Genomic DNA, 16,680 nt, shown 5'->3' with positions numbered 1-16,680 from the left:
TCACACTAGCGCGTTTCGTTTTGCCATCTCGATAAGTTCTACCAAGGACTTGGCTTTAAGTTTTTGCATCAGCCTTTTTTTGTAAGTGCTTACTGTTTTGTTACTTAAAAACATACCTTTGGCGATTTCCTTATTGGTACGGCCTTGTGCGAAAAGTTGTAAGACCATCAGTTCCCGATCGTTCACTGTTTTAAACAGTTCAAGTTCCAGCGTGTCTGTGCCGTCTGCAGTTCCATTGAGCGCCTGGCTGGGAAAATAGTTGTAGCCCGACAATACGGCGCGGATGGCACTCAGCAGTTCGCTCAGGTCGCCTTCCTTGCACACATAGCCATCCGCGCCCGAGCGCATGCAGCGCGTGGCAAACAGCGTCGGGCTCTGGGCGGTCAGAATCAGGGTTTTCATCGATGTGTTCATGGCGTTGAATCGGCACAGCACTTCGAGGCCGTCAAGTTTGGGAATGCTGATATCCAGAATGATCAAGTCCGGCAGGCATTCGCGAACCATTTGTATCGCATCACAACCGTTGTCCGTTTCACCGACGACTTTATAACCCTCATGTTCCAGCAACATGCGGATCGCCAGCCTGATAACGGGGTGGTCATCAATGATAAAAACCGTGTTCATAATCACATTCCATGCAAGTGCAAATAAAGCGGGCACATTAGCTCAGAAGAGGAGGGAGGAGCATGAACCATGGTGGGAACAGGTATAAAACAGGAGAATTCCTACATGAAAAAAGGTAGTTGCCTACCAGTTGTTAAGGCTTTGTGACGCTGGATGTAAGCAAGTTTTAAATCAGTGCGGTCATTGGCAGTGCCGGCGATACAGCGATTGGTTCAGGTATGTTTTCGTAGGTGGGCAGAGTTTAAAGTCCTACATTTATAATCGGACCTGGGGGGCAATCAACTTTTCGAGTTCGTCTTTATTCAGCGGTTTGGATAAATAACCAAGCAGCGGCAAACCACGCTGCAGGGCTTGGGTGGTCAGGTTGAACAGTTCCGAGGAAGGCAGCCCGCTCAGCAGAATGGCGCCGGTTATAAAGTGTTGGCGACTGGCGATTTCCACCAGCTCCAGGCCGAGTAAATCAGGCAGGCATTGGTCGCACAGCATCAGGTCAAACGGCCTTTTGGACTCAGACATCGCGCGGATCGCCTGTTCGGCATTTTCTGCCAGAGTCAGGTGGTCGAAGCCGAAGGTGTTAAGCAGGCACTGGGTGGCCAGAAGCTGAAAGGGGTGATCCTCCACCAATAGGATTCGAAGAGGGTGTCTGGGCATAGGGCACACGGGTCAGTCAAGCGTCGATGGGGTGGCGCGTAGGAATTGCTCGCCAGGTCCGCCAGAAGCGGGCGTGATTATTCCTTGAATCAGTGTACGAATTCGATCAGGCAGCTCTGTTCCCTTCGTAGGCAGATTCTGTTCGGGGAACAGGCGGCGTGATCGAAAGCGTCATTGTGGGCTCGAACGCCCGGTCATCTCCCGTGCCATCTCGGTGGCGTAGCTGTCGGTCATGCCGGCAATAAAGTCGATCATGCGCATGAACGAGGCGTGCAACGGCCACGCCGGGTCCGGTGCGCTGTTGCCGAGCAGGTCGAGGATGCGCCGGTTCTTGAACGACGGCGTGCGCCCGCCATGTTGCTCCAGCGCGGCACCGCAAAACGCATTCAAGAGGATTTCGAGGGTGGTGTAGGCACCGATTTCATGCAGGGTCTTGCGCTTGTCCTGGAAGATTTTCTTGCGGGCCATGTCCTTGGCATCCAGCACGCAACGCTTGGCAGGGCCATGCATGTGCTCCACCAGATCGCCCGGCAGTGTGCCGGCCAGCAACGCATCCTGCTGTTCCACGAAAGCCCGGGCAGCGGCATTGGTCAGGTGCTCGATGGCCTTGCCGCGCAAAATCGCCAGCTTGCGCCGGCGCGAGTCTTGCGCGCCCAGTTGTCGATAAGTCTGGGGCAGGTCGTCACCGACCAGGTCGAGCAACAACGACTCGACCTCGGCGTATTCGAGCAACTCCATTTCCAGGCCGTCTTCGAGATCGATCAAGGCGTAGCAGATATCGTCTGCCGCCTCCATCAGGTACACCAGTGGATGACGGGCCCAGCGTTGTTCTTCCAGTTGCGGCAGGCCGAGCCTGTGAGCGATCTGCTCAAGAATCGGCAGCTCGCTCTGGTAACAGCCAAACTTATGCTTCTTGTAGCCCAGCGAGTCGGCGTGGCGGGCGGTCCACGGGTATTTCAGGTAGGTGCCCAGGGTGGCATAGGTCAGGCGAGTGCCGCCGTCGAACTGGTGGTACTCAAGCTGGGTCAGCACCCGAAAACCCTGGGCGTTGCCTTCGAAATTGAGAAAGTCATTGCGCTCGGCGCTGCTCATGTCGTCCAGCCAGCCGCGTCCGGCCGCCTGTTGGAACCAGTGGCGGATGGCATCTTCGCCGGAATGCCCGAATGGCGGGTTGCCGATGTCATGGGCCAGGCAAGCCGATTGCACGACCATGCCCAGATCGCTGGGGTCGCACCAGTCGGGCAGGGCGCTGCGCAGGGTTTCGCCCACGCGCATGCCGAGGGAACGGCCGACGCAACTGACTTCCAGGGAGTGGGTCAGGCGCGTATGAATATGATCGTTGCTGGACACCGGGTGCACTTGGGTCTTGCGGCCCAGGCGGCGGAAGGCGCCGGAGAAAATAATACGGTCATGGTCTTTGTGAAACGGGCTGCGGCCGAGTTCTTCCGGGCTGTGCAGAGGCTTTCCAAGACGTTCGCGGGTAAGCAGGGTGGGCCAATCCAAGGCGGGTACTCTCCGTGCGGTGAATGACCCTCCCAGCTTCCCGGTTCAGCTGCACCGGGGCAAGCGAAAATCTACAAGCCGGCCGCGTCTATATCGATTAACAGCAAACGCTGACCGTTATCGAAGAATTGTCCGGCGGTCAGGCAATACTGATTGGTGGTGGCGTCGCGGTAAGTCTGGGAGAGGGTCAGGCGTCGCTCCTCCCAGCCTTCGGCCAGCAGGTGATAGAAGTAGGGGCGCCACGACCAGTTATGCCCAAGGTAGCGGCTGTCGGCCTGCCAGGCGTCCTGGCGCCATTCGAAGTTGGGCGTCAGCTGGGTACCATGCCGGTCGCACTGATAAAAGCGCAGCAGCCAGGGGAAATCCGGCAATTGAGGTAACTGTTCCAGTGGCGCCTGGCCCTGTGCCCAGTTCTGCAGGATCAGCGTCAGCTGGGCCAGTTGCAGGCGCAACTGCATGATGCGGCCGCGTTCAGCCAGTTTTTGCTGCACGTATACCGTGCGCAGCCGGGCAAACTGCGGCACGAAGGCATCGGTGGCAAACCAGTCGAGTTGCGCTTGGGCAAACAGGTAACCCTGTACGTACCGCGCGCCGCATTCCAGGGCGAAGCTCAGCTGCGCCTCGGTTTCCACGCCCTCGGCGATGATCCAGCAGCCCGTCTTTTCGGCCATTTGCGCCAGCGCACGCACGACCTCACTGCTTGGTCCGCCCTTGGCGGCTTCCTGGAACAGGCGCATGTCCAGCTTGAGGATATCCGGCTGCAGCGCGAGCACCCGGTCAAGCTGGGAGTAGCCGGCACCGAAGTCATCGATGGCAATGCGTGCACCGGCCTCACGATAGCGCGCCACCACCTCGGCCAGACGCTGGATGTCACCGCCCAGTTCGGTGATCTCGAACACAATGCGCTGCGGATCGACGCCATGCGCATGCACCTGCTTCAGGCTGGGCAAGGCTTGGCCGGGGCGCAGACGGTTGATCCAGCGGGGCGAGATGTTCAGGCTCAGAAACCAGTCTGCAGGCGCTTCATGCAGGCGGCTCAAGGCATTGTCGCGGATCTGCCGGTCGAGGCGGCGCAAGGCCACGCCTGGCGTGCGCGGGTCGGCAAACAGCGGGCCGACTGACAGCAAGCGGCCATCAGCCTGGCGCAGACGGCCGAGTGCCTCGACGCCGGCGATGCGCCCGGTGGCAGTGTCGATGAATGGCTGGAAACAGGCGAGCGGTTGCCCGTCGATCACGGGGCCTCCTTAAGAGAGCTGACGAAAAAAAGGCCCGGCCCTCAGTTACGAGGGCCGGGCCGATTCTGTTTGCAAGAATGCAGCCAGTCGCGATTAACCCTTGCGCCCTGCCATGGCCAATTTGATCAACGGGATCAAACCGGCGCCCAGCCGCACCAAGCGCGTCACGCTGCTGATACTGCCGGCCTTGGCGCCCTTGCCGGTAAAAAAGCCCATCAGCGTCACTGCAGCCACGCCCCACAGCGGCGCATGCTTGATGCCCAGGCTGTCCTGCCAGTTATGGCGCAGGTCACGCACTTTGTTCAGCGGGACCATCAGTTGCTGAGACTCATGGCGGATTTCCTGACGGTGCATTTCCATGCGCAGGCGGATCAACGCCTTGCGCATTTCCCGGCGGGAGGTGTTTTGCGGGATTTCAGTCATGCTCATGGCAGCAGGCGCTCCCGATCATTGGCCAGCTCTTCGAGGGTGGCGTGGAAGGGCGTGGATTCATCGAATATCGCCGCTTTCAAGCGCACTCCGCAAAATGCTGCGGCCAGGCTGTAGAACACGCAGAGGCTGATAATCCCGGTGAGACGGTAAGTGTCCCAGACCAGAATCATCACCAGCGCCGATAACCCCACCAGCAACAATAGGGCAAACACCAGCGCCAGGCCTGCAAACAGCAGCAAGCTGACCGTGCGGGATTTCTGCTCCTGCAACTCGATGCCAAACAATTCGACGTGGCTGTGCAGCAAGCCCAGAACGGCCGCGCCCAGGCGTCGGGAAGTGGAGCTTGAGCTCGTGGACGAGCCGGATTCGCCGATAGACATGGTATTAGCGCCTTGTAGCCAGCAGACCGATCAGAAAGCCAACGCCGGCGGCAATGCCGACTGACTGCCAAGGGTTGGCTTGCACGTAATCTTCGGTGGCGGTGACAGCCGCCTGGCCGCGTTCACGCAGGGAATCTTCGGTCAGTTGCAGGGTTTCGCGGGCCTTGAGCAGGCTGTCGTGGATCTTTGTGCGCAGCTCGTCGGCCTGGTCGCCGGCCAATACCGCGGTGTCGTCCAGCAACCTTTCAGTGTCACTGACCAAGGTTTGAAAATCCGCCATCAGTATTTCTTGAGCAGTCTTTGCAGTTCTTCGGGCCATGGTTATCTCCGTGATTGGCTGATCTGTGCGTCTGGTGCGTTACGTTTGTTTTCGAGTCACCGGTAACGGTGAAGGTTCACTGCAATTGTCTGGTACAGCTTTTGCTTTGCCTTGGTGCGCCTGCCCCAGGGTATGCGCTGAATCCGGGCGACCCGAGGCTGATGCCTTGAAAAACCTTACCCTAAATCAACAAAACCCGCGGAAAAACCCTGTCGGCAACGGCCTGTTGTGTTGATCGCTGCGCTAAAGCGGTTCACACCTTCTGCACAGAGGTGGGACCGGTGGTGCCAATTTAGTGCGCGACACCCTGGCTTGAACCGCTTTGGTGCTTTTTGCCTTTAATGCAGGCCTGCCAACCTCCATGGAAAATATGCAAAGTGCTGTGGACACGCTTGTTCACAGCTCCAACACCCTGTTCATCCTGATCGGTGCGGTCATGGTTTTGGCCATGCACGCCGGCTTCGCGTTCCTGGAAGTCGGTACCGTACGCCAGAAAAACCAGGTGAATGCCCTGTCGAAGATCCTCAGCGACTTCGCTATCTCTACCCTGGCCTATTTCTTTATAGGCTATTGGATCTCCTACGGCGTGACCTTCATGCAACCGGCGGCGGTGATCAGCGCCGATCATGGCTACGGCCTGGTGAAGTTTTTCTTCCTGCTGACGTTTGCAGCGGCGATTCCGGCGATTATTTCCGGGGGTATTGCCGAGCGCGCCAGGTTCGCTCCGCAGCTGTGTGCAACCGCGCTGATCGTGGCGTTTATCTACCCGTTTTTCGAAGGCATGGTGTGGAACGGCAACTTCGGCCTGCAAGCCTGGCTGCTGGCAACCTTTGGTGCCAGCTTTCACGATTTTGCCGGTTCCGTGGTGGTGCATGCCATGGGCGGCTGGCTGGCGCTGGCGGCGGTGCTGCTGCTGGGACCGCGCAATGGTCGATACCGGGAAGGGCGCTTGGTGGCCTTTGCGCCGTCGAGCATTCCGTTCCTGGCGCTGGGCTCGTGGATCCTGATTGTCGGCTGGTTCGGCTTTAACGTGATGAGCGCGCAGACTCTCAATGGCGTCAGCGGTTTGGTCGCCGTGAACTCGTTGATGGCCATGGTCGGCGGCACCGTTGCCGCGTTGGTGATTGGCCGCAATGACCCAGGCTTCCTGCATAACGGCCCGTTGGCCGGGCTGGTGGCGATCTGCGCCGGTTCCGACCTGATGCACCCGGTGGGCGCGCTGGTCACCGGTGCGGTGGCCGGTGGATTGTTTGTGTGGTTCTTTATCGCGGCCCAGGATCGCTGGAAGATCGACGATGTGCTGGGTGTATGGCCGCTGCATGGCTTGTGCGGCGTGTGGGGCGGCATTGCGTGCGGCATCTTTGGCCAGACGGCCCTTGGCGGCCTGGGCGGTGTGAGCCTGATCAGCCAGTTGATCGGCACGGCACTGGGCGTGGCGGTGGCGCTGATCGGCGGGCTGTTGGTGTACGGCGTGATCAAGCGCGTGCACGGGCTGCGCCTGAGCCAGGAGCAGGAGTACTACGGCGCGGACCTGTCGATCCACAAGATTGGGGCGGTCAGTCAGGATTGAGCGGTTTTTCGGTCTGCGCATCAAAGCCGTGCAATAGGCGATAACGGTCATGGCGCACCTCATCCACCCGCGCCTGCACCTGGTGGTCCGGCAGGCCCAGCAGGATCAAGGCGTGGGAGGCGAGCATCAGGCTCGATTCCAGTAGCTCGGGCACCACTTCGCTGGCGCCCGCAGCTTTCAACTCGGCCAGCTGGCTGTCATCGCGCGTGCGCACCAGCACGGGGACGTGCGGGTTGATCCTCCTGGTTTCTTTCAGGACGGTCAGGGCCACATCGCTGTTATCCACGGCAATCACCACCAGCCGCGCGCGCTCCAGGCCGACCGCACTGAGCAAGGCCCCACGGCGGCAGTCGCCGTAATGCACGCTGCTGTCTTCGGTGGCGGCCTCTTTCACGCGCTCGGGGTCGTCATCCAGGGCGATGAACGCCTGATGTTCCCGGCGCAAAAAGCGCCCGATGGATTGCCCGACGCGGCCATACCCGCAAATCACCGCGTGGCCACGTAAGTCGGCATTGAGCGCGGTGATTTCCTCCAGTTGCACCTGCTGATTGGGCTTGCGGTGCAGGCGCAGGGCGACGCCCGGTGCGGCGCGCAGCAACAGCGGGGTCAGCAGCATCGAGCAGAAGGTGGCGGCCAGCAGCAAACCGTTGAATTCGTCCGGAATCAGCCGACTCTGCTGCATCTGCGCCATCAACGCGAAGCAGAATTCGCCGCCTTGCGCCAGGGCAAGGCCGCTGCGCCATGCGGTTTCACCGTCGCTGCCGCGCAACTTGACCAGGGCTGCCACCACACAGCCCTTGATCAGCATCAGCGCGAGGGTCAGGCCGAGGATCAGCAGGCTCTGGCTGACGAACAGCTGCAGGTCGATAAGCATGCCGATGCTGACGAAAAACAGCCCAAGCAGAATGTCGCGAAATGGCCGTATGTCCGCTTCAATCTGATGCCGGTAATGGCTTTCCCCCAACAGCATGCCCGCCAGAAAAGCCCCGAGGGCAGGGGAGAGGCCGAGCAAATGCGTAAGCCAGGCGGTGAGCAAGACGATCACCAGCGCCAACAGCACAAACAGTTCAGCCGAATGGGACGCGGCAACTTCGTGGAACAGGCGGGGCAGCAACCAACGACTGGCGAACAGCAATCCGACGAACAACAGCACGGTTTTGCCCAGCGTCAGCGGCAGCGCCCAATACCAGGCGTGTTCGCTGCTGCCGGCAAACACCGGCACCAACGTGAGCAGCAACACCGCCACCACATCCTGGAACAGCAATACGCCAATCGCGTTCTGGCCGTGGCTGCTGAAGATTTCCCCCAGGCTGCTCAGCTCCTTGCTGACAATCGCGGTGGAGGACAATGCCAGCCCCGCGCCGAGCATCAGCGCGACGCTTGGCGACAGACCGAAGCCCATCAACAGCCCTCCCAGCAAGGCTGCACACCCCAGCACCTGCAAACTGCCCAAGCCAAACACCACGCTGCGCAGGGCAAGCATCTTGGTCAGGGAAAACTCCAACCCCAAAGAAAACAGCAGGAACACCACCCCCAATTCGGCAAGGTCAGGCAGCTCTTCGCTGTCATTCACCCAATCCAGAGCGGTGGGCCCCAACGCCAGGCCCACGCACAGGTAACCCAGCACGGGCGGCAATTGCAGGCGGCGAAACAGCGCTATCACCACCAGGGATGAGGCCAGAATGATCAGCAGATTGGCAAACACAGGCGGCTTCCTTGCAGGTTGAGCGGACAAAAAGGCGCGAGAATCGCTGAATCAGTTATAGGCCATGGTGATCTGGGTCAGGCTTTTCTATGCCAAGCCGGCGATTTGTGGCCAGCGGGCCTGTCGTGGCGAGCGGGCTTGCTGTGGCGAGCGGGCTTGCCCCGCGTTGGGGCGCGAAGCGCCCCTGAAGCCTGCCTGCGAGTCCATCCTGAACAAACACACCAGCCGCCTGAGCCGTTTCGCCAACCAACGCAGATCAGCCCGCTCGCCACCGGTATTTGGCAGGCTTAGAATGGTTGCCTGTTTCCTGATCAGGCCAATTCGCCATGCTTCCTGAATGCCAGTTGTTCGGCACCCTGGGTTGCCATCTTTGTGAGATTGCCGAAGTCGAAATCATGCCGCTCGTCGAACACGGGTTGCTGGTGGAACTGGTGGATATCACCGATCCCGATGACCTTACAGACGCCTACAGCCTGCGGATTCCGGTGCTTCGCCGGGTGGATACCGGGGCCGAGCTGGACTGGCCATTCGACACAGCACAGGTGGTTGCCTTCCTGTCCTAGGCGTTCTCCGATGGCGAGTTTCCAAATATTACGTTACTGTATGTTTGTACAGCGATTGAATAGAGGGAACGCCCGTGGTGAATGTTGAACAATTGAAAAGCAGCGTCAATCGCATGTCCGCCGACGTCGTGCGCGACGCGGTGAACGAGCTGCGCCTCGACGGCCTGGTCACGGAAGGCAAGACGCCGTTTAACAAAGTGCATTTCAATACCTGCTTTGCCGAGATCGAAGCGTTGTTCCAGCGCGCCGGCTATCACAAACAGTTGGATGTAGTGGGTTACCAAGGGTTGTTGTACGCGCTTTACGATCCCGGTCGCTGGGAAGCGGTGGACGTGCTGCGTTGGCTCAAGGAGTTCACCGAAGCGGCCAGCGCTTCGCCGATCCTGCGCGCGCAATTGGCCAAAGCCTGAGATCCACCCTAGGCTCCATCGCGCTCCATGCGGGATAATGCCCGCCTGATTTTCCAGGCTTCGAGCATTGTCATGTCATCTTCCGGTTTTTCCGCGTCGCAACATCAAGCCAGCACGTTGTATTTGCCACCTGGCCCGTGGGCGACGGTGCTGGAGTGTCTGTGTGAGCATTTCCCTGCGATTGGCCGTGAACGCTGGCTGGACCGCATCGCCCGTGGCCGTGTACTCGACATCAACGGCACGCCGATCCAAATGGATTTGGCCTACAAGGAAGGCCTGTGCATTTACTACTTCCGTGAAGTGCCGAATGAGAAAGTCATTCCGGTTGAGGAAACCATCCTGTATGCCGACGAGCACCTGGTGGTCGCCGACAAACCGCATTTTCTCCCGGTGACCCCGGCGGGCGAGTACGTTGAACAGACCCTGTTGCGCCGCTTGATCCGGCGCCTGGATAACCCTGCTCTGGTGCCCTTGCACCGCATCGACCGGCACACCGCAGGGCTGGTGCTGTTTTCGGCCAACCCGCACAGCCGTTCAGCCTACCAACAGCTGTTTCCAACACGGCGCATCGACAAATTCTACGAAGCCATCGCTCCCGCGTTGCCTGATTTGACCTTTCCCATGGTTCACAAAAGCCGTCTGGTGGAGGGCGAACCGTTCTTTCGCATGCAGGAAGGCCCCGGCGTCAGCAACACCGAGACGGCGGTAGAAGTCCGTGAGAAAAACGCCGACCTGTGGCGTTACGGCCTGTTCCCCGTGACCGGCAAGAAACACCAGTTGCGCGTACACATGACCGCGCTGGGGGCGAGTATCTGCAATGACCCGTTCTACCCCGACGTCATCAAGGACGCCGAGGACGACTATGCCAACCCGCTCAAACTGCTGGCCCAGGGCGTGCGGTTTATCGACCCGGTCACCGGTGAGCAACGCGATTTCCGCAGCCTGATCACCCTCGACTGGTAACTGCGGAAACGACAAGGCCCGCGCGAGGCGGGCCTTGTGGGTCCAGCGTTAAGACTTACAGGTCTTTAACGGTGCGAACCTGATCCTTGTTGATGCGGGTCTGCTTGCCGTCAAGTTGTTCGAACTCGTAGAAGCCCGAAGCCTTATCGAATTTAGGGGTGTCGACGGCCTGGATTTCGCGACCGTCATTCAGGGTGATCACTGTAGGCGAGGCGCAACCGGCGAGAGTAGCGAGGCCCAGTGCAAGCATGAGAGCGGCGATGGTCCGTTGAGTCATGAGTGTGTCTCCGAGAGAATGCTTTTAAATTGCTGACCTTGTGACGCGCGGCGCGTCGACAAAGTTCCTTGTGCGAGGTTCATTCTGACACGCCGCAGGCTGCGTGCAACAGTTCAGGTGTATTCAGGTTGGCCAGGCGCGGGTCATTGGCCGGGCACTCCAGGCCCACGCCGCCCAGTTGCAGCAGAATCTTGCGCGGGCTGCGTTCACCGGCGTCCCAGGCCCGTTCGACCTCAGTTTTAAGGTGGGTTGGGATGATGCAAATCAAGGGTTCCCAGAATTCGCCCTGGCGCACCATCACCGGCACCTGCGGCGTGCGGCGTGCAGTTTCACGCAGATCGGCAAGCAGCGCCGCGTCGATGTTTGGCACGTCGCAGGGCAGTATCAGCAGCTGCGCATGGCGCGCGGCGGCGAGCCCGGCGCGGATGCCTGCCAGCGGGCCGGGAAAGTCCGGGCTGTCGTCGCTCACCAACTGGTCGGCGTAGGGCGCATACAGGTCATGGTTGCGATTGCACGAGATGATCAGGTCATCCGTCAGCGCCCGGGTCAGGCGTTGCAGGTGGGCAATCAACGGCTGGCCGTGCCACGCCAGCAGGCCCTTGTCCTGACCACCCATGCGTTGGCCACGGCCACCGGCCAATAGCAGAATCGAACAGGGCAGGGGCGAAGAATCGAGAGACATGGCGGTTCCGCTGCGGCAGGTAATAGGGCCCTGTGATATAACATCGGGCTGTTCCTTCGACAACCGGACCGAGCCATGAATGCCAAGGCTGATGCGCCCTTCGTACCCCTGAATATTGCTGTACTGACTGTCAGCGACACCCGCACCCTGGACACCGACACCTCGGGCCAGGTCTTCGTCGACCGGCTGACCGCCGCCGGCCACACCCTGGCCGAGCGCGTGCTGCTCAAGGACGACCTCTACAAAATCCGCGCGAAAGTCGCCCACTGGATCGCCGAAGATGTGGTGCAAGTGGTGCTGATCACCGGCGGCACCGGCTTCACCGGGCGCGACAGCACGCCCGAAGCGGTGAGCTGCCTGCTCGACAAACACGTCGACGGCTTTGGCGAACTGTTCCGCCAGATCTCCGTGGCCGATATCGGCACCTCCACCGTGCAATCGCGCGCCCTGGCCGGCCTGGCCAATGGCACGCTGGTGTGCTGCCTGCCGGGTTCGACCAACGCGGTGCGTACCGGCTGGGACGGCATCCTCGCCGAGCAACTGGACAACCGTCATCGCCCCTGCAACTTCGTTCCTCACTTGAAGCAGGCCGAACCCTGCGAATCCCGTGGATAAGCCCGGCAAAACCGGCGCCCTGATGCCAGTGGAAGACGCGCTGCGCCAACTGCTGGACATGGCCGAAGCCGCGCCGATCCGTGATCCGCACGTGGTGCCGCTGGCCGACTGCGACGGCCGCGTGCTCGCGCAAGACCTGATCTCTACGCTCGACTTGCCGCCCTGGCCGAACAGCGCCATGGACGGCTACGCCCTGCGCCTGGCGGACTGGACAGGCGAGCCCTTGCCTGTCAGCCAACGGATCTTCGCCGGTCAGGCGCCGCAGCCGTTGGCGGCTGGCACCTGTGCGCGCATCTTTACCGGTGCGCCGGTGCCCGAAGGCGCCGATTGCGTAGAGATGCAGGAAAATGCCGTGGTCCACGCCGATGAGCGTGTGAGTTTCACCGAACCTTTGCAGGTGGGTCAGAACATCCGTCCGCAAGGCCAGGAAACCACCGTCGGCGAGTTGGTGTTGAGCGCCGGCACTCGCCTGGGCCCGATCGAGCTGGGCCTGGCCGCCTCACTGGGGCACGACCGCTTGAACGTGGTGCGCCGCGTGCGCGTGGCCGTGTTGTCCACCGGCGACGAGTTGATCGAGCCCGGTTTGCCGCTCGGCCCGGGGCAGATCTACAACAGCAACCGACGCGTGCTGTGCAGCTGGCTGGCGCGCATGGGCTGCGAGGTGATCGACGCCGGGATTCTGCCGGATGACCTGGAGAAAACCCGCAAACGCCTGTCGGACCTGGGCACTGTCGACCTGATTCTGTCGACCGGTGGTGTGTCGGTGGGCGAGGCTGACTTTCTCGGTATCGCCCTGCGTGAAGAGGGCGAGTTGGCCCTGTGGAAGCTGGCGATCAAACCAGGCAAACCGCTGACCTTCGGGCATTTTCGCGGTGTGCCGGTGATCGGCCTGCCCGGCAACCCGGCCTCGACCCTGGTGACCTTTGCGCTGCTGGCGCGGCCTTATCTGCTGCGCCGCCAAGGCGTGCAAGATGTCGAGCCGTTGCGTTTCGAAGTGCCGGTGAGTTTCACCTGGCCCAAGCCGGGCAACCGCCGCGAGTACCTGCGCGGGCGTATCGAGCAAGGCAAGGCGATCATCTACCGCAACCAGAGCTCCGGCGTGCTGCGCAGCGCGGCGTGGGCAGAAGGGTTTGTGGAGGTGTTGGAGGGGACGACGCTGGCTATTGGGGATCGGGTCAATTTCATTCCCCTGAGTGAAGTCCTGAACTGACAATAGAGAATTACTGTGGGAGCTGGCTTGCCTGCGATAGCGGTCTACCTGTTCCAGATAAGCAAGCTGACACCGCTATCGCAGGCAAGCCAGCTCCCACATGTGTATGCGTGAATGTCTGAGATGCTCAGTAATCATCCCCACGCTCAGTCACATCCCGCTCCACCGGCTCGGCGTTCGGGTCGTACCCGGCCGGGAACTTGCCCTTCAGCGTCCACGCAAACGCAATGATCTCCGCCACCGTGCGGTACAACTCTTCGGGGATGCTGTCGCCCAGCTCCATGCGCGCCAGCAGCTTGACCAGCTCGGCGTTCTCATAGATCGGCACTTCATTTTCCCGCGCCAGCTTCAAAATGGCTTCGGCCAATGCATCGTCGCCCTTCGCCGTCAGGGTCGGCGCTTGCTGGCCGTCGTACTTGAGGGCAATCGCCTGGCGTGGTGGGGTTGGATTTTTCATGCGGTTTCATCCACCCAGCGTTGTTCCAGGCCGGTTCTTGGTCCGCGCGGTGGGGTGCCGAGGTGGCAATCCAGGTCGCCGACGTTGAGGCCCGAGGTCACCAGGCGCTCGCGCAAATGGCCCAAATGGCTTTCGATCAAACTGGCGGTAAAGGGCCGGGTTGCCCACAGCTGGCTGGACAGTTTGCCCTGGGTCAGTTGCGCCTGAACCTGCAATGGCCCCAGCGGCTCCATGTCGAACGCCAACTCGACGCGCCAGAGCATCTGCTTGGGGTCTTTCTTGTCTTTGCGTTCGGGCTGGTCCTTGTCCGGCGTCGGTTCCTCGCGCTGGAACTTGACCTGCAACGGCACGATGTCCTGCAAGGTGCGCATGGGGATTTCCAGTTGCCAGGTGGTTTGCAAGCGGCCATCGGCGGTGGTGCCGGTTTGTTCAAGACTCGACAGCTGATGGCTCTGCAGGCGCGAAATCGCACCGGCGGCCAGGCGCAGCAGGTTTTCCAGGTCGCTTTCGCCTTCCAGGCGCTGCATCAACCGATCCGGCAGCGGAAAGCCGGCGGGTGCCTGGCGCGCGCCGATCTGGCCGAGCGTATTCAGCGGGTTACGCACAAAATTGGGCAGTACCTGAGCCAGGGTATTGGCGGCGAGGATGGCATTGAGGTTGGTGGCACTGGGCAGGGCCGGCAGCAAGTCGGCGACCAGGCGCAGCAATGCGCCTTTCATGTCCAGCGGCGGGATTTGCGGGTTTTGCCCGGCGAGTAACTTGGCCTCCAGAAACGCGCCGCTGTTCTGTACCAGCTGCGCCAACACCTTGGGGTTGCTCACTTGTGCCAGGTCGGGCAACGCCGCCAGCAACCGCGCCGCCGCGGCGCGCAGGTCGGTGGACGTGCTGTCGTCGGTGGGCAGGTTTTGCAGGGCGGTGAAGACCACGTCCAGCGAGCCTTGACGACTTTGCTGGGTGGAAAGCTGTTGGGCCACCGCCAATTGATCCTTGAGCCCGCTCAACGGCACGAAATTCAAGGTCTGCGCATTTTGCACCACGGCGCTGAGCAAGCTGCCCACCCGCAGTGGCTGCGGGCTTTCCAACGTCAGCGTGGTGCCGGCGAGGGCGTTGTTGAGCACCGTCACCAGCGAGCGGTAGATCGCCGGTTGCGTGGTGCCTTGCGGCAACATCTGGGTGGTCAGCACCTTGGCTTGCAACAGCGTGCCCACCGGCATTTGCGTGGTGTCGATACGGGTGAGGGCGGCCACGTTGGCGCTCAAGGCCTGCTGCAGCGAGAGCGTCAGGTTGCCGGCTGGCGTCTGGCTCACCGCTACATTGCTGCCCAACGGCAGAGGCTGGGCGCTGCTGGCTTGCACCAGGGTCTGGCGGCCGCCTTCAAGGGTCAATTTGAGCAACAGCTGAAACGCATCGCCGCCTTGTTTAAGCGCGATCACCTCGGCGTTGGCGGTTTTCCCAGGGTCGATCAGTCCGGCCTGCGGCTCCAGCAGTTTGAGCAACTCGCCGGTCGGCGGCAGCGGGGCAGGTCCGGGCGCCGGGGCAGGAGGCAGCGTAGGAAGGTTGATCTCACCGGTCATCGTGCGCATCGTCTCTGGGGAAATTGCCCTCTTTAGAGTAGGGCATCACATGTATAATGCCGCCCGTCTGCAAAGAGAGCGGTAAAAACCTCACAACTATTTGATCCAGCTCTCTAAAATCGGTCGCCAAAGCCGTTATTGTGCATCTCTCTATAACGGCCGCTGCACCGCCGACTTGAACCGTAAAGGCCCGCGATCTCTTGACCAGCCCTCTTCTTGAAGCCGTAGCGCTCGCCTGTGAACGCGACCTGCGGACGCTGTTCGAACACCTCGAACTGCGTCTGACGGGCGGCGACATGGTGCAAATCAGCGGCCCCAACGGCAGCGGCAAGACCAGTTTGCTGCGCCTGCTGGCCGGTTTGATGCAGCCGACGGCAGGGGGCGTGCGTCTCAACGGCAAGCCGCTCAACGAACAACGCACTGAGTTGGCCCGCAACCTTGTCTGGATCGGCCACGCCGCCGGCATCAAGGACGTGCTCACGCCGGAAGAGAACCTCAGTTGGCTCAGCGCCCTGCATCACCCGGCCTCCCGTGATGCCATTTGGCAAGCCCTGGCGGCCGTCGGCCTCAAAGGCTTTGAAGATGTTCCCTGCCATACCCTGTCCGCCGGCCAGCAGCGCCGCGTAGCGCTGGCGCGCTTGTACCTGCCGGGCCCGCCGCTGTGGATTCTCGACGAACCGTTCACCGCCCTCGACAAACAAGGCGTCGCCCAGCTCGAAGAACACCTGGCCCGGCACTGCGAGCAGGGCGGTTCAGTGGTGCTCACCACTCACCACACGCTGACGCGCATGCCCGCCGGTTACCGTGATCTGGATTTGGGCCGGTGGTCGGTATGAGTGTGTTCGCGCTGCTGGTCGCCCGTGAAGCACGGCTGTTGTGCCGTCGCCCGGCTGAATTGGCCAATCCGCTGGTGTTCTTTGCCATCGTCATCGCCTTGTTCCCGTTGGCGGTCGGTCCCGAGACTAAACTGTTGCAAACCTTGTCCCCAGGATTGGTGTGGGTCGCTGCGCTTTTATCGGTGCTGCTCTCGCTGGACGGGCTGTTTCGCAGCGATTTCGAAGACGGTTCCCTCGAACAGTGGGTCCTTTCGTCGCACCCGCTGCCACTTCTGGTTCTGGCCAAGGTACTGGCACACTGGGCTTTTTCCGGCCTGGCGCTAGTCTTGCTCTCACCGTTGCTGGCGATGATGCTGGGCTTGCCCGTCGAATGCCTGCCGGTATTGTTGCTGTCCTTGTTGCTCGGTACGCCGGTGCTCAGCCTGTTGGGGGCGGTGGGCGCAGCGTTGACCGTCGGTTTGAAGCGGGGTGGCCTGTTGCTGGCCCTGCTGATTCTGCCTTTGTATATCCCGGTGTTGATCCTGGGCAGCGGCGCCTTGCAGGCCGCGCTCATGGGCATGCCGGCGACCGGTTACCTCCTGTGGCTTGGCAGCCTGACCGCCCTGGCGGTAACCCTGACACCCTTTGCTATAGCGGCTGGCCTGAAGATCAGCGTCGGCGAATAATGAGGTCTG

General features: G+C 61.1%; 20 protein-coding genes. 8 read left to right on the top strand and 12 right to left on the bottom strand.

Annotated elements, in window-relative coordinates; all coding sequences use genetic code 11:
- From AC19YS_RS09520 to AC19YS_RS09490, 7 genes are all read right to left on the bottom strand, one after another.
- Entirely contained in the window at nt 1–624 is a 624-nt protein-coding gene (locus AC19YS_RS09520; RefSeq protein ID WP_200623070.1) for a response regulator transcription factor, read from the bottom strand.
- A 255-nt stretch (nt 625–879) separates the two neighbouring features.
- Nucleotides 880–1,275: a response regulator gene (locus AC19YS_RS09515; RefSeq protein WP_500601756.1), complete on the bottom strand. Its 396-nt coding sequence runs from the start codon at nt 1,273–1,275 to the stop codon at nt 880–882.
- 171 nt (nt 1,276–1,446) lie between these two features.
- The gene (locus AC19YS_RS09510; protein WP_106576802.1) at nt 1,447–2,778 is read right to left on the bottom strand and encodes a deoxyguanosinetriphosphate triphosphohydrolase; all 1,332 of its coding nucleotides are present in this window, start codon (nt 2,776–2,778) and stop codon (nt 1,447–1,449) included.
- 71 nt (nt 2,779–2,849) lie between these two features.
- The gene (locus AC19YS_RS09505; RefSeq protein ID WP_200623066.1) at nt 2,850–4,013 is read right to left on the bottom strand and encodes an EAL domain-containing protein; all 1,164 of its coding nucleotides are present in this window, start codon (nt 4,011–4,013) and stop codon (nt 2,850–2,852) included.
- 93 nt (nt 4,014–4,106) lie between these two features.
- Complete coding sequence (locus tag AC19YS_RS09500; RefSeq protein WP_106576800.1) at nt 4,107–4,442, bottom strand: hypothetical protein; 336 nt, start codon at nt 4,440–4,442, stop codon at nt 4,107–4,109.
- Nucleotides 4,439–4,825 carry a phage holin family protein gene (locus AC19YS_RS09495; RefSeq protein WP_064451560.1) on the bottom strand — a complete coding sequence of 129 codons (387 nt, stop codon included), beginning with the start codon at nt 4,823–4,825 and terminating at the stop codon, nt 4,439–4,441. The genes AC19YS_RS09500 and AC19YS_RS09495 overlap by 4 nt, the downstream gene beginning before the upstream one ends.
- A gap of 4 nt (nt 4,826–4,829) precedes the next feature.
- Complete coding sequence (locus AC19YS_RS09490) at nt 4,830–5,144, bottom strand: ElaB/YgaM/YqjD family protein (RefSeq protein ID WP_106576799.1); 315 nt, start codon at nt 5,142–5,144, stop codon at nt 4,830–4,832.
- Nucleotides 5,145–5,505: 361 nt separating this feature from the next.
- Here AC19YS_RS09490 and AC19YS_RS09485 point away from each other — a divergent pair, with 361 nt between their 5' ends.
- Entirely contained in the window at nt 5,506–6,714 is a 1,209-nt protein-coding gene (locus AC19YS_RS09485) for an ammonium transporter (RefSeq protein ID WP_124416826.1), read from the top strand.
- Here the strand turns inward: AC19YS_RS09485 and AC19YS_RS09480 are convergent.
- Nucleotides 6,701–8,419, bottom strand: coding sequence for a cation:proton antiporter (locus tag AC19YS_RS09480; RefSeq protein ID WP_500601548.1), 1,719 nt, complete (start codon nt 8,417–8,419; stop codon nt 6,701–6,703). The two genes, AC19YS_RS09485 and AC19YS_RS09480, sit on opposite strands and share 14 nt — an antisense overlap.
- Before the next feature lie 326 nt (nt 8,420–8,745).
- Here AC19YS_RS09480 and AC19YS_RS09475 point away from each other — a divergent pair, with 326 nt between their 5' ends.
- From AC19YS_RS09475 to AC19YS_RS09465, 3 genes are all read left to right on the top strand, one after another.
- Nucleotides 8,746–8,982 carry a glutaredoxin family protein gene (locus tag AC19YS_RS09475; RefSeq protein ID WP_106576797.1) on the top strand — a complete coding sequence of 79 codons (237 nt, stop codon included), beginning with the start codon at nt 8,746–8,748 and terminating at the stop codon, nt 8,980–8,982.
- Between the two features lie 74 nt (nt 8,983–9,056).
- A complete protein-coding gene (locus AC19YS_RS09470; protein WP_017529348.1) occupies nt 9,057–9,392 on the top strand; it encodes a hypothetical protein in 336 nt (111 codons plus the stop codon).
- A gap of 72 nt (nt 9,393–9,464) precedes the next feature.
- Complete coding sequence (locus tag AC19YS_RS09465; protein ID WP_124416828.1) at nt 9,465–10,355, top strand: pseudouridine synthase; 891 nt, start codon at nt 9,465–9,467, stop codon at nt 10,353–10,355.
- Between the two features lie 55 nt (nt 10,356–10,410).
- Here the strand turns inward: AC19YS_RS09465 and AC19YS_RS09460 are convergent, their stop codons facing one another.
- Together AC19YS_RS09460 and mobA are read right to left on the bottom strand one after the other, a co-directional pair.
- Complete coding sequence (locus AC19YS_RS09460; protein WP_065901933.1) at nt 10,411–10,632, bottom strand: YgdI/YgdR family lipoprotein; 222 nt, start codon at nt 10,630–10,632, stop codon at nt 10,411–10,413.
- 79 nt (nt 10,633–10,711) lie between these two features.
- Nucleotides 10,712–11,314 (bottom strand): molybdenum cofactor guanylyltransferase MobA, encoded by a 603-nt coding sequence (mobA, locus tag AC19YS_RS09455; protein WP_124416829.1) that lies wholly within the window; start codon nt 11,312–11,314, stop codon nt 10,712–10,714.
- Nucleotides 11,315–11,389: 75 nt separating this feature from the next.
- Here mobA and moaB point away from each other — a divergent pair, with 75 nt between their 5' ends.
- The gene (gene moaB / locus AC19YS_RS09450) at nt 11,390–11,929 is read left to right on the top strand and encodes a molybdenum cofactor biosynthesis protein B (protein WP_169368563.1); all 540 of its coding nucleotides are present in this window, start codon (nt 11,390–11,392) and stop codon (nt 11,927–11,929) included.
- A 22-nt stretch (nt 11,930–11,951) separates the two neighbouring features.
- A complete protein-coding gene (locus AC19YS_RS09445; RefSeq protein WP_500601755.1) occupies nt 11,952–13,139 on the top strand; it encodes a molybdopterin molybdotransferase MoeA in 1,188 nt (395 codons plus the stop codon).
- 127 nt (nt 13,140–13,266) lie between these two features.
- Here the strand turns inward: AC19YS_RS09445 and AC19YS_RS09440 are convergent, their stop codons facing one another.
- A complete protein-coding gene (locus tag AC19YS_RS09440) occupies nt 13,267–13,596 on the bottom strand; it encodes an EscU/YscU/HrcU family type III secretion system export apparatus switch protein (protein WP_214246437.1) in 330 nt (109 codons plus the stop codon).
- A complete protein-coding gene (gene fliK / locus AC19YS_RS09435) occupies nt 13,593–15,170 on the bottom strand; it encodes a flagellar hook-length control protein FliK (RefSeq protein WP_106577282.1) in 1,578 nt (525 codons plus the stop codon). Before fliK ends, AC19YS_RS09440 begins: the two co-directional genes overlap by 4 nt.
- Nucleotides 15,171–15,370: 200 nt before the next feature.
- On the opposite strand from fliK, the gene ccmA reads away from it, so the two are divergent.
- Together ccmA and ccmB are read left to right on the top strand one after the other, a co-directional pair.
- Nucleotides 15,371–16,006 carry a cytochrome c biogenesis heme-transporting ATPase CcmA gene (ccmA, locus tag AC19YS_RS09430; protein ID WP_500601546.1) on the top strand — a complete coding sequence of 212 codons (636 nt, stop codon included), beginning with the start codon at nt 15,371–15,373 and terminating at the stop codon, nt 16,004–16,006.
- The gene (gene ccmB, locus AC19YS_RS09425) at nt 16,003–16,671 is read left to right on the top strand and encodes a heme exporter protein CcmB (protein ID WP_003189951.1); all 669 of its coding nucleotides are present in this window, start codon (nt 16,003–16,005) and stop codon (nt 16,669–16,671) included. Before ccmA ends, ccmB begins: the two co-directional genes overlap by 4 nt.
- Nucleotides 16,672–16,680: the final 9 nt, after the last annotated feature.

The organism is Pseudomonas sp. MF08831 (genome assembly GCF_059862645.1).
This window is presented reverse-complemented; position numbering and strand designations above follow the sequence as displayed.

Excerpts from the sequence above, each read along its gene's own strand:
- AC19YS_RS09520 (WP_200623070.1), bottom strand. The coding sequence starts at position 624 with ATGAACACGGTTTTTATCATTGATGACCACCCCGTTATCAGGCTGGCG.
- AC19YS_RS09515 (WP_500601756.1), bottom strand. The coding sequence starts at position 1,275 with ATGCCCAGACACCCTCTTCGAATCCTATTGGTGGAGGATCACCCCTTT.
- AC19YS_RS09500 (WP_106576800.1), bottom strand. The coding sequence starts at position 4,442 with ATGAGCATGACTGAAATCCCGCAAAACACCTCCCGCCGGGAAATGCGC.
- AC19YS_RS09495 (WP_064451560.1), bottom strand. The coding sequence starts at position 4,825 with ATGTCTATCGGCGAATCCGGCTCGTCCACGAGCTCAAGCTCCACTTCC.
- AC19YS_RS09490 (WP_106576799.1), bottom strand. The coding sequence starts at position 5,144 with ATGGCCCGAAGAACTGCAAAGACTGCTCAAGAAATACTGATGGCGGAT.
- AC19YS_RS09485 (WP_124416826.1), top strand. The coding sequence starts at position 5,506 with ATGGAAAATATGCAAAGTGCTGTGGACACGCTTGTTCACAGCTCCAAC.
- AC19YS_RS09475 (WP_106576797.1), top strand. The coding sequence starts at position 8,746 with ATGCTTCCTGAATGCCAGTTGTTCGGCACCCTGGGTTGCCATCTTTGT.
- AC19YS_RS09465 (WP_124416828.1), top strand. The coding sequence starts at position 9,465 with ATGTCATCTTCCGGTTTTTCCGCGTCGCAACATCAAGCCAGCACGTTG.
- AC19YS_RS09460 (WP_065901933.1), bottom strand. The coding sequence starts at position 10,632 with ATGACTCAACGGACCATCGCCGCTCTCATGCTTGCACTGGGCCTCGCT.
- mobA (WP_124416829.1), bottom strand. The coding sequence starts at position 11,314 with ATGTCTCTCGATTCTTCGCCCCTGCCCTGTTCGATTCTGCTATTGGCC.
- moaB (WP_169368563.1), top strand. The coding sequence starts at position 11,390 with ATGAATGCCAAGGCTGATGCGCCCTTCGTACCCCTGAATATTGCTGTA.
- AC19YS_RS09445 (WP_500601755.1), top strand. The coding sequence starts at position 11,952 with ATGCCAGTGGAAGACGCGCTGCGCCAACTGCTGGACATGGCCGAAGCC.
- AC19YS_RS09440 (WP_214246437.1), bottom strand. The coding sequence starts at position 13,596 with ATGAAAAATCCAACCCCACCACGCCAGGCGATTGCCCTCAAGTACGAC.
- fliK (WP_106577282.1), bottom strand. The coding sequence starts at position 15,170 with ATGACCGGTGAGATCAACCTTCCTACGCTGCCTCCTGCCCCGGCGCCC.
- ccmB (WP_003189951.1), top strand. The coding sequence starts at position 16,003 with ATGAGTGTGTTCGCGCTGCTGGTCGCCCGTGAAGCACGGCTGTTGTGC.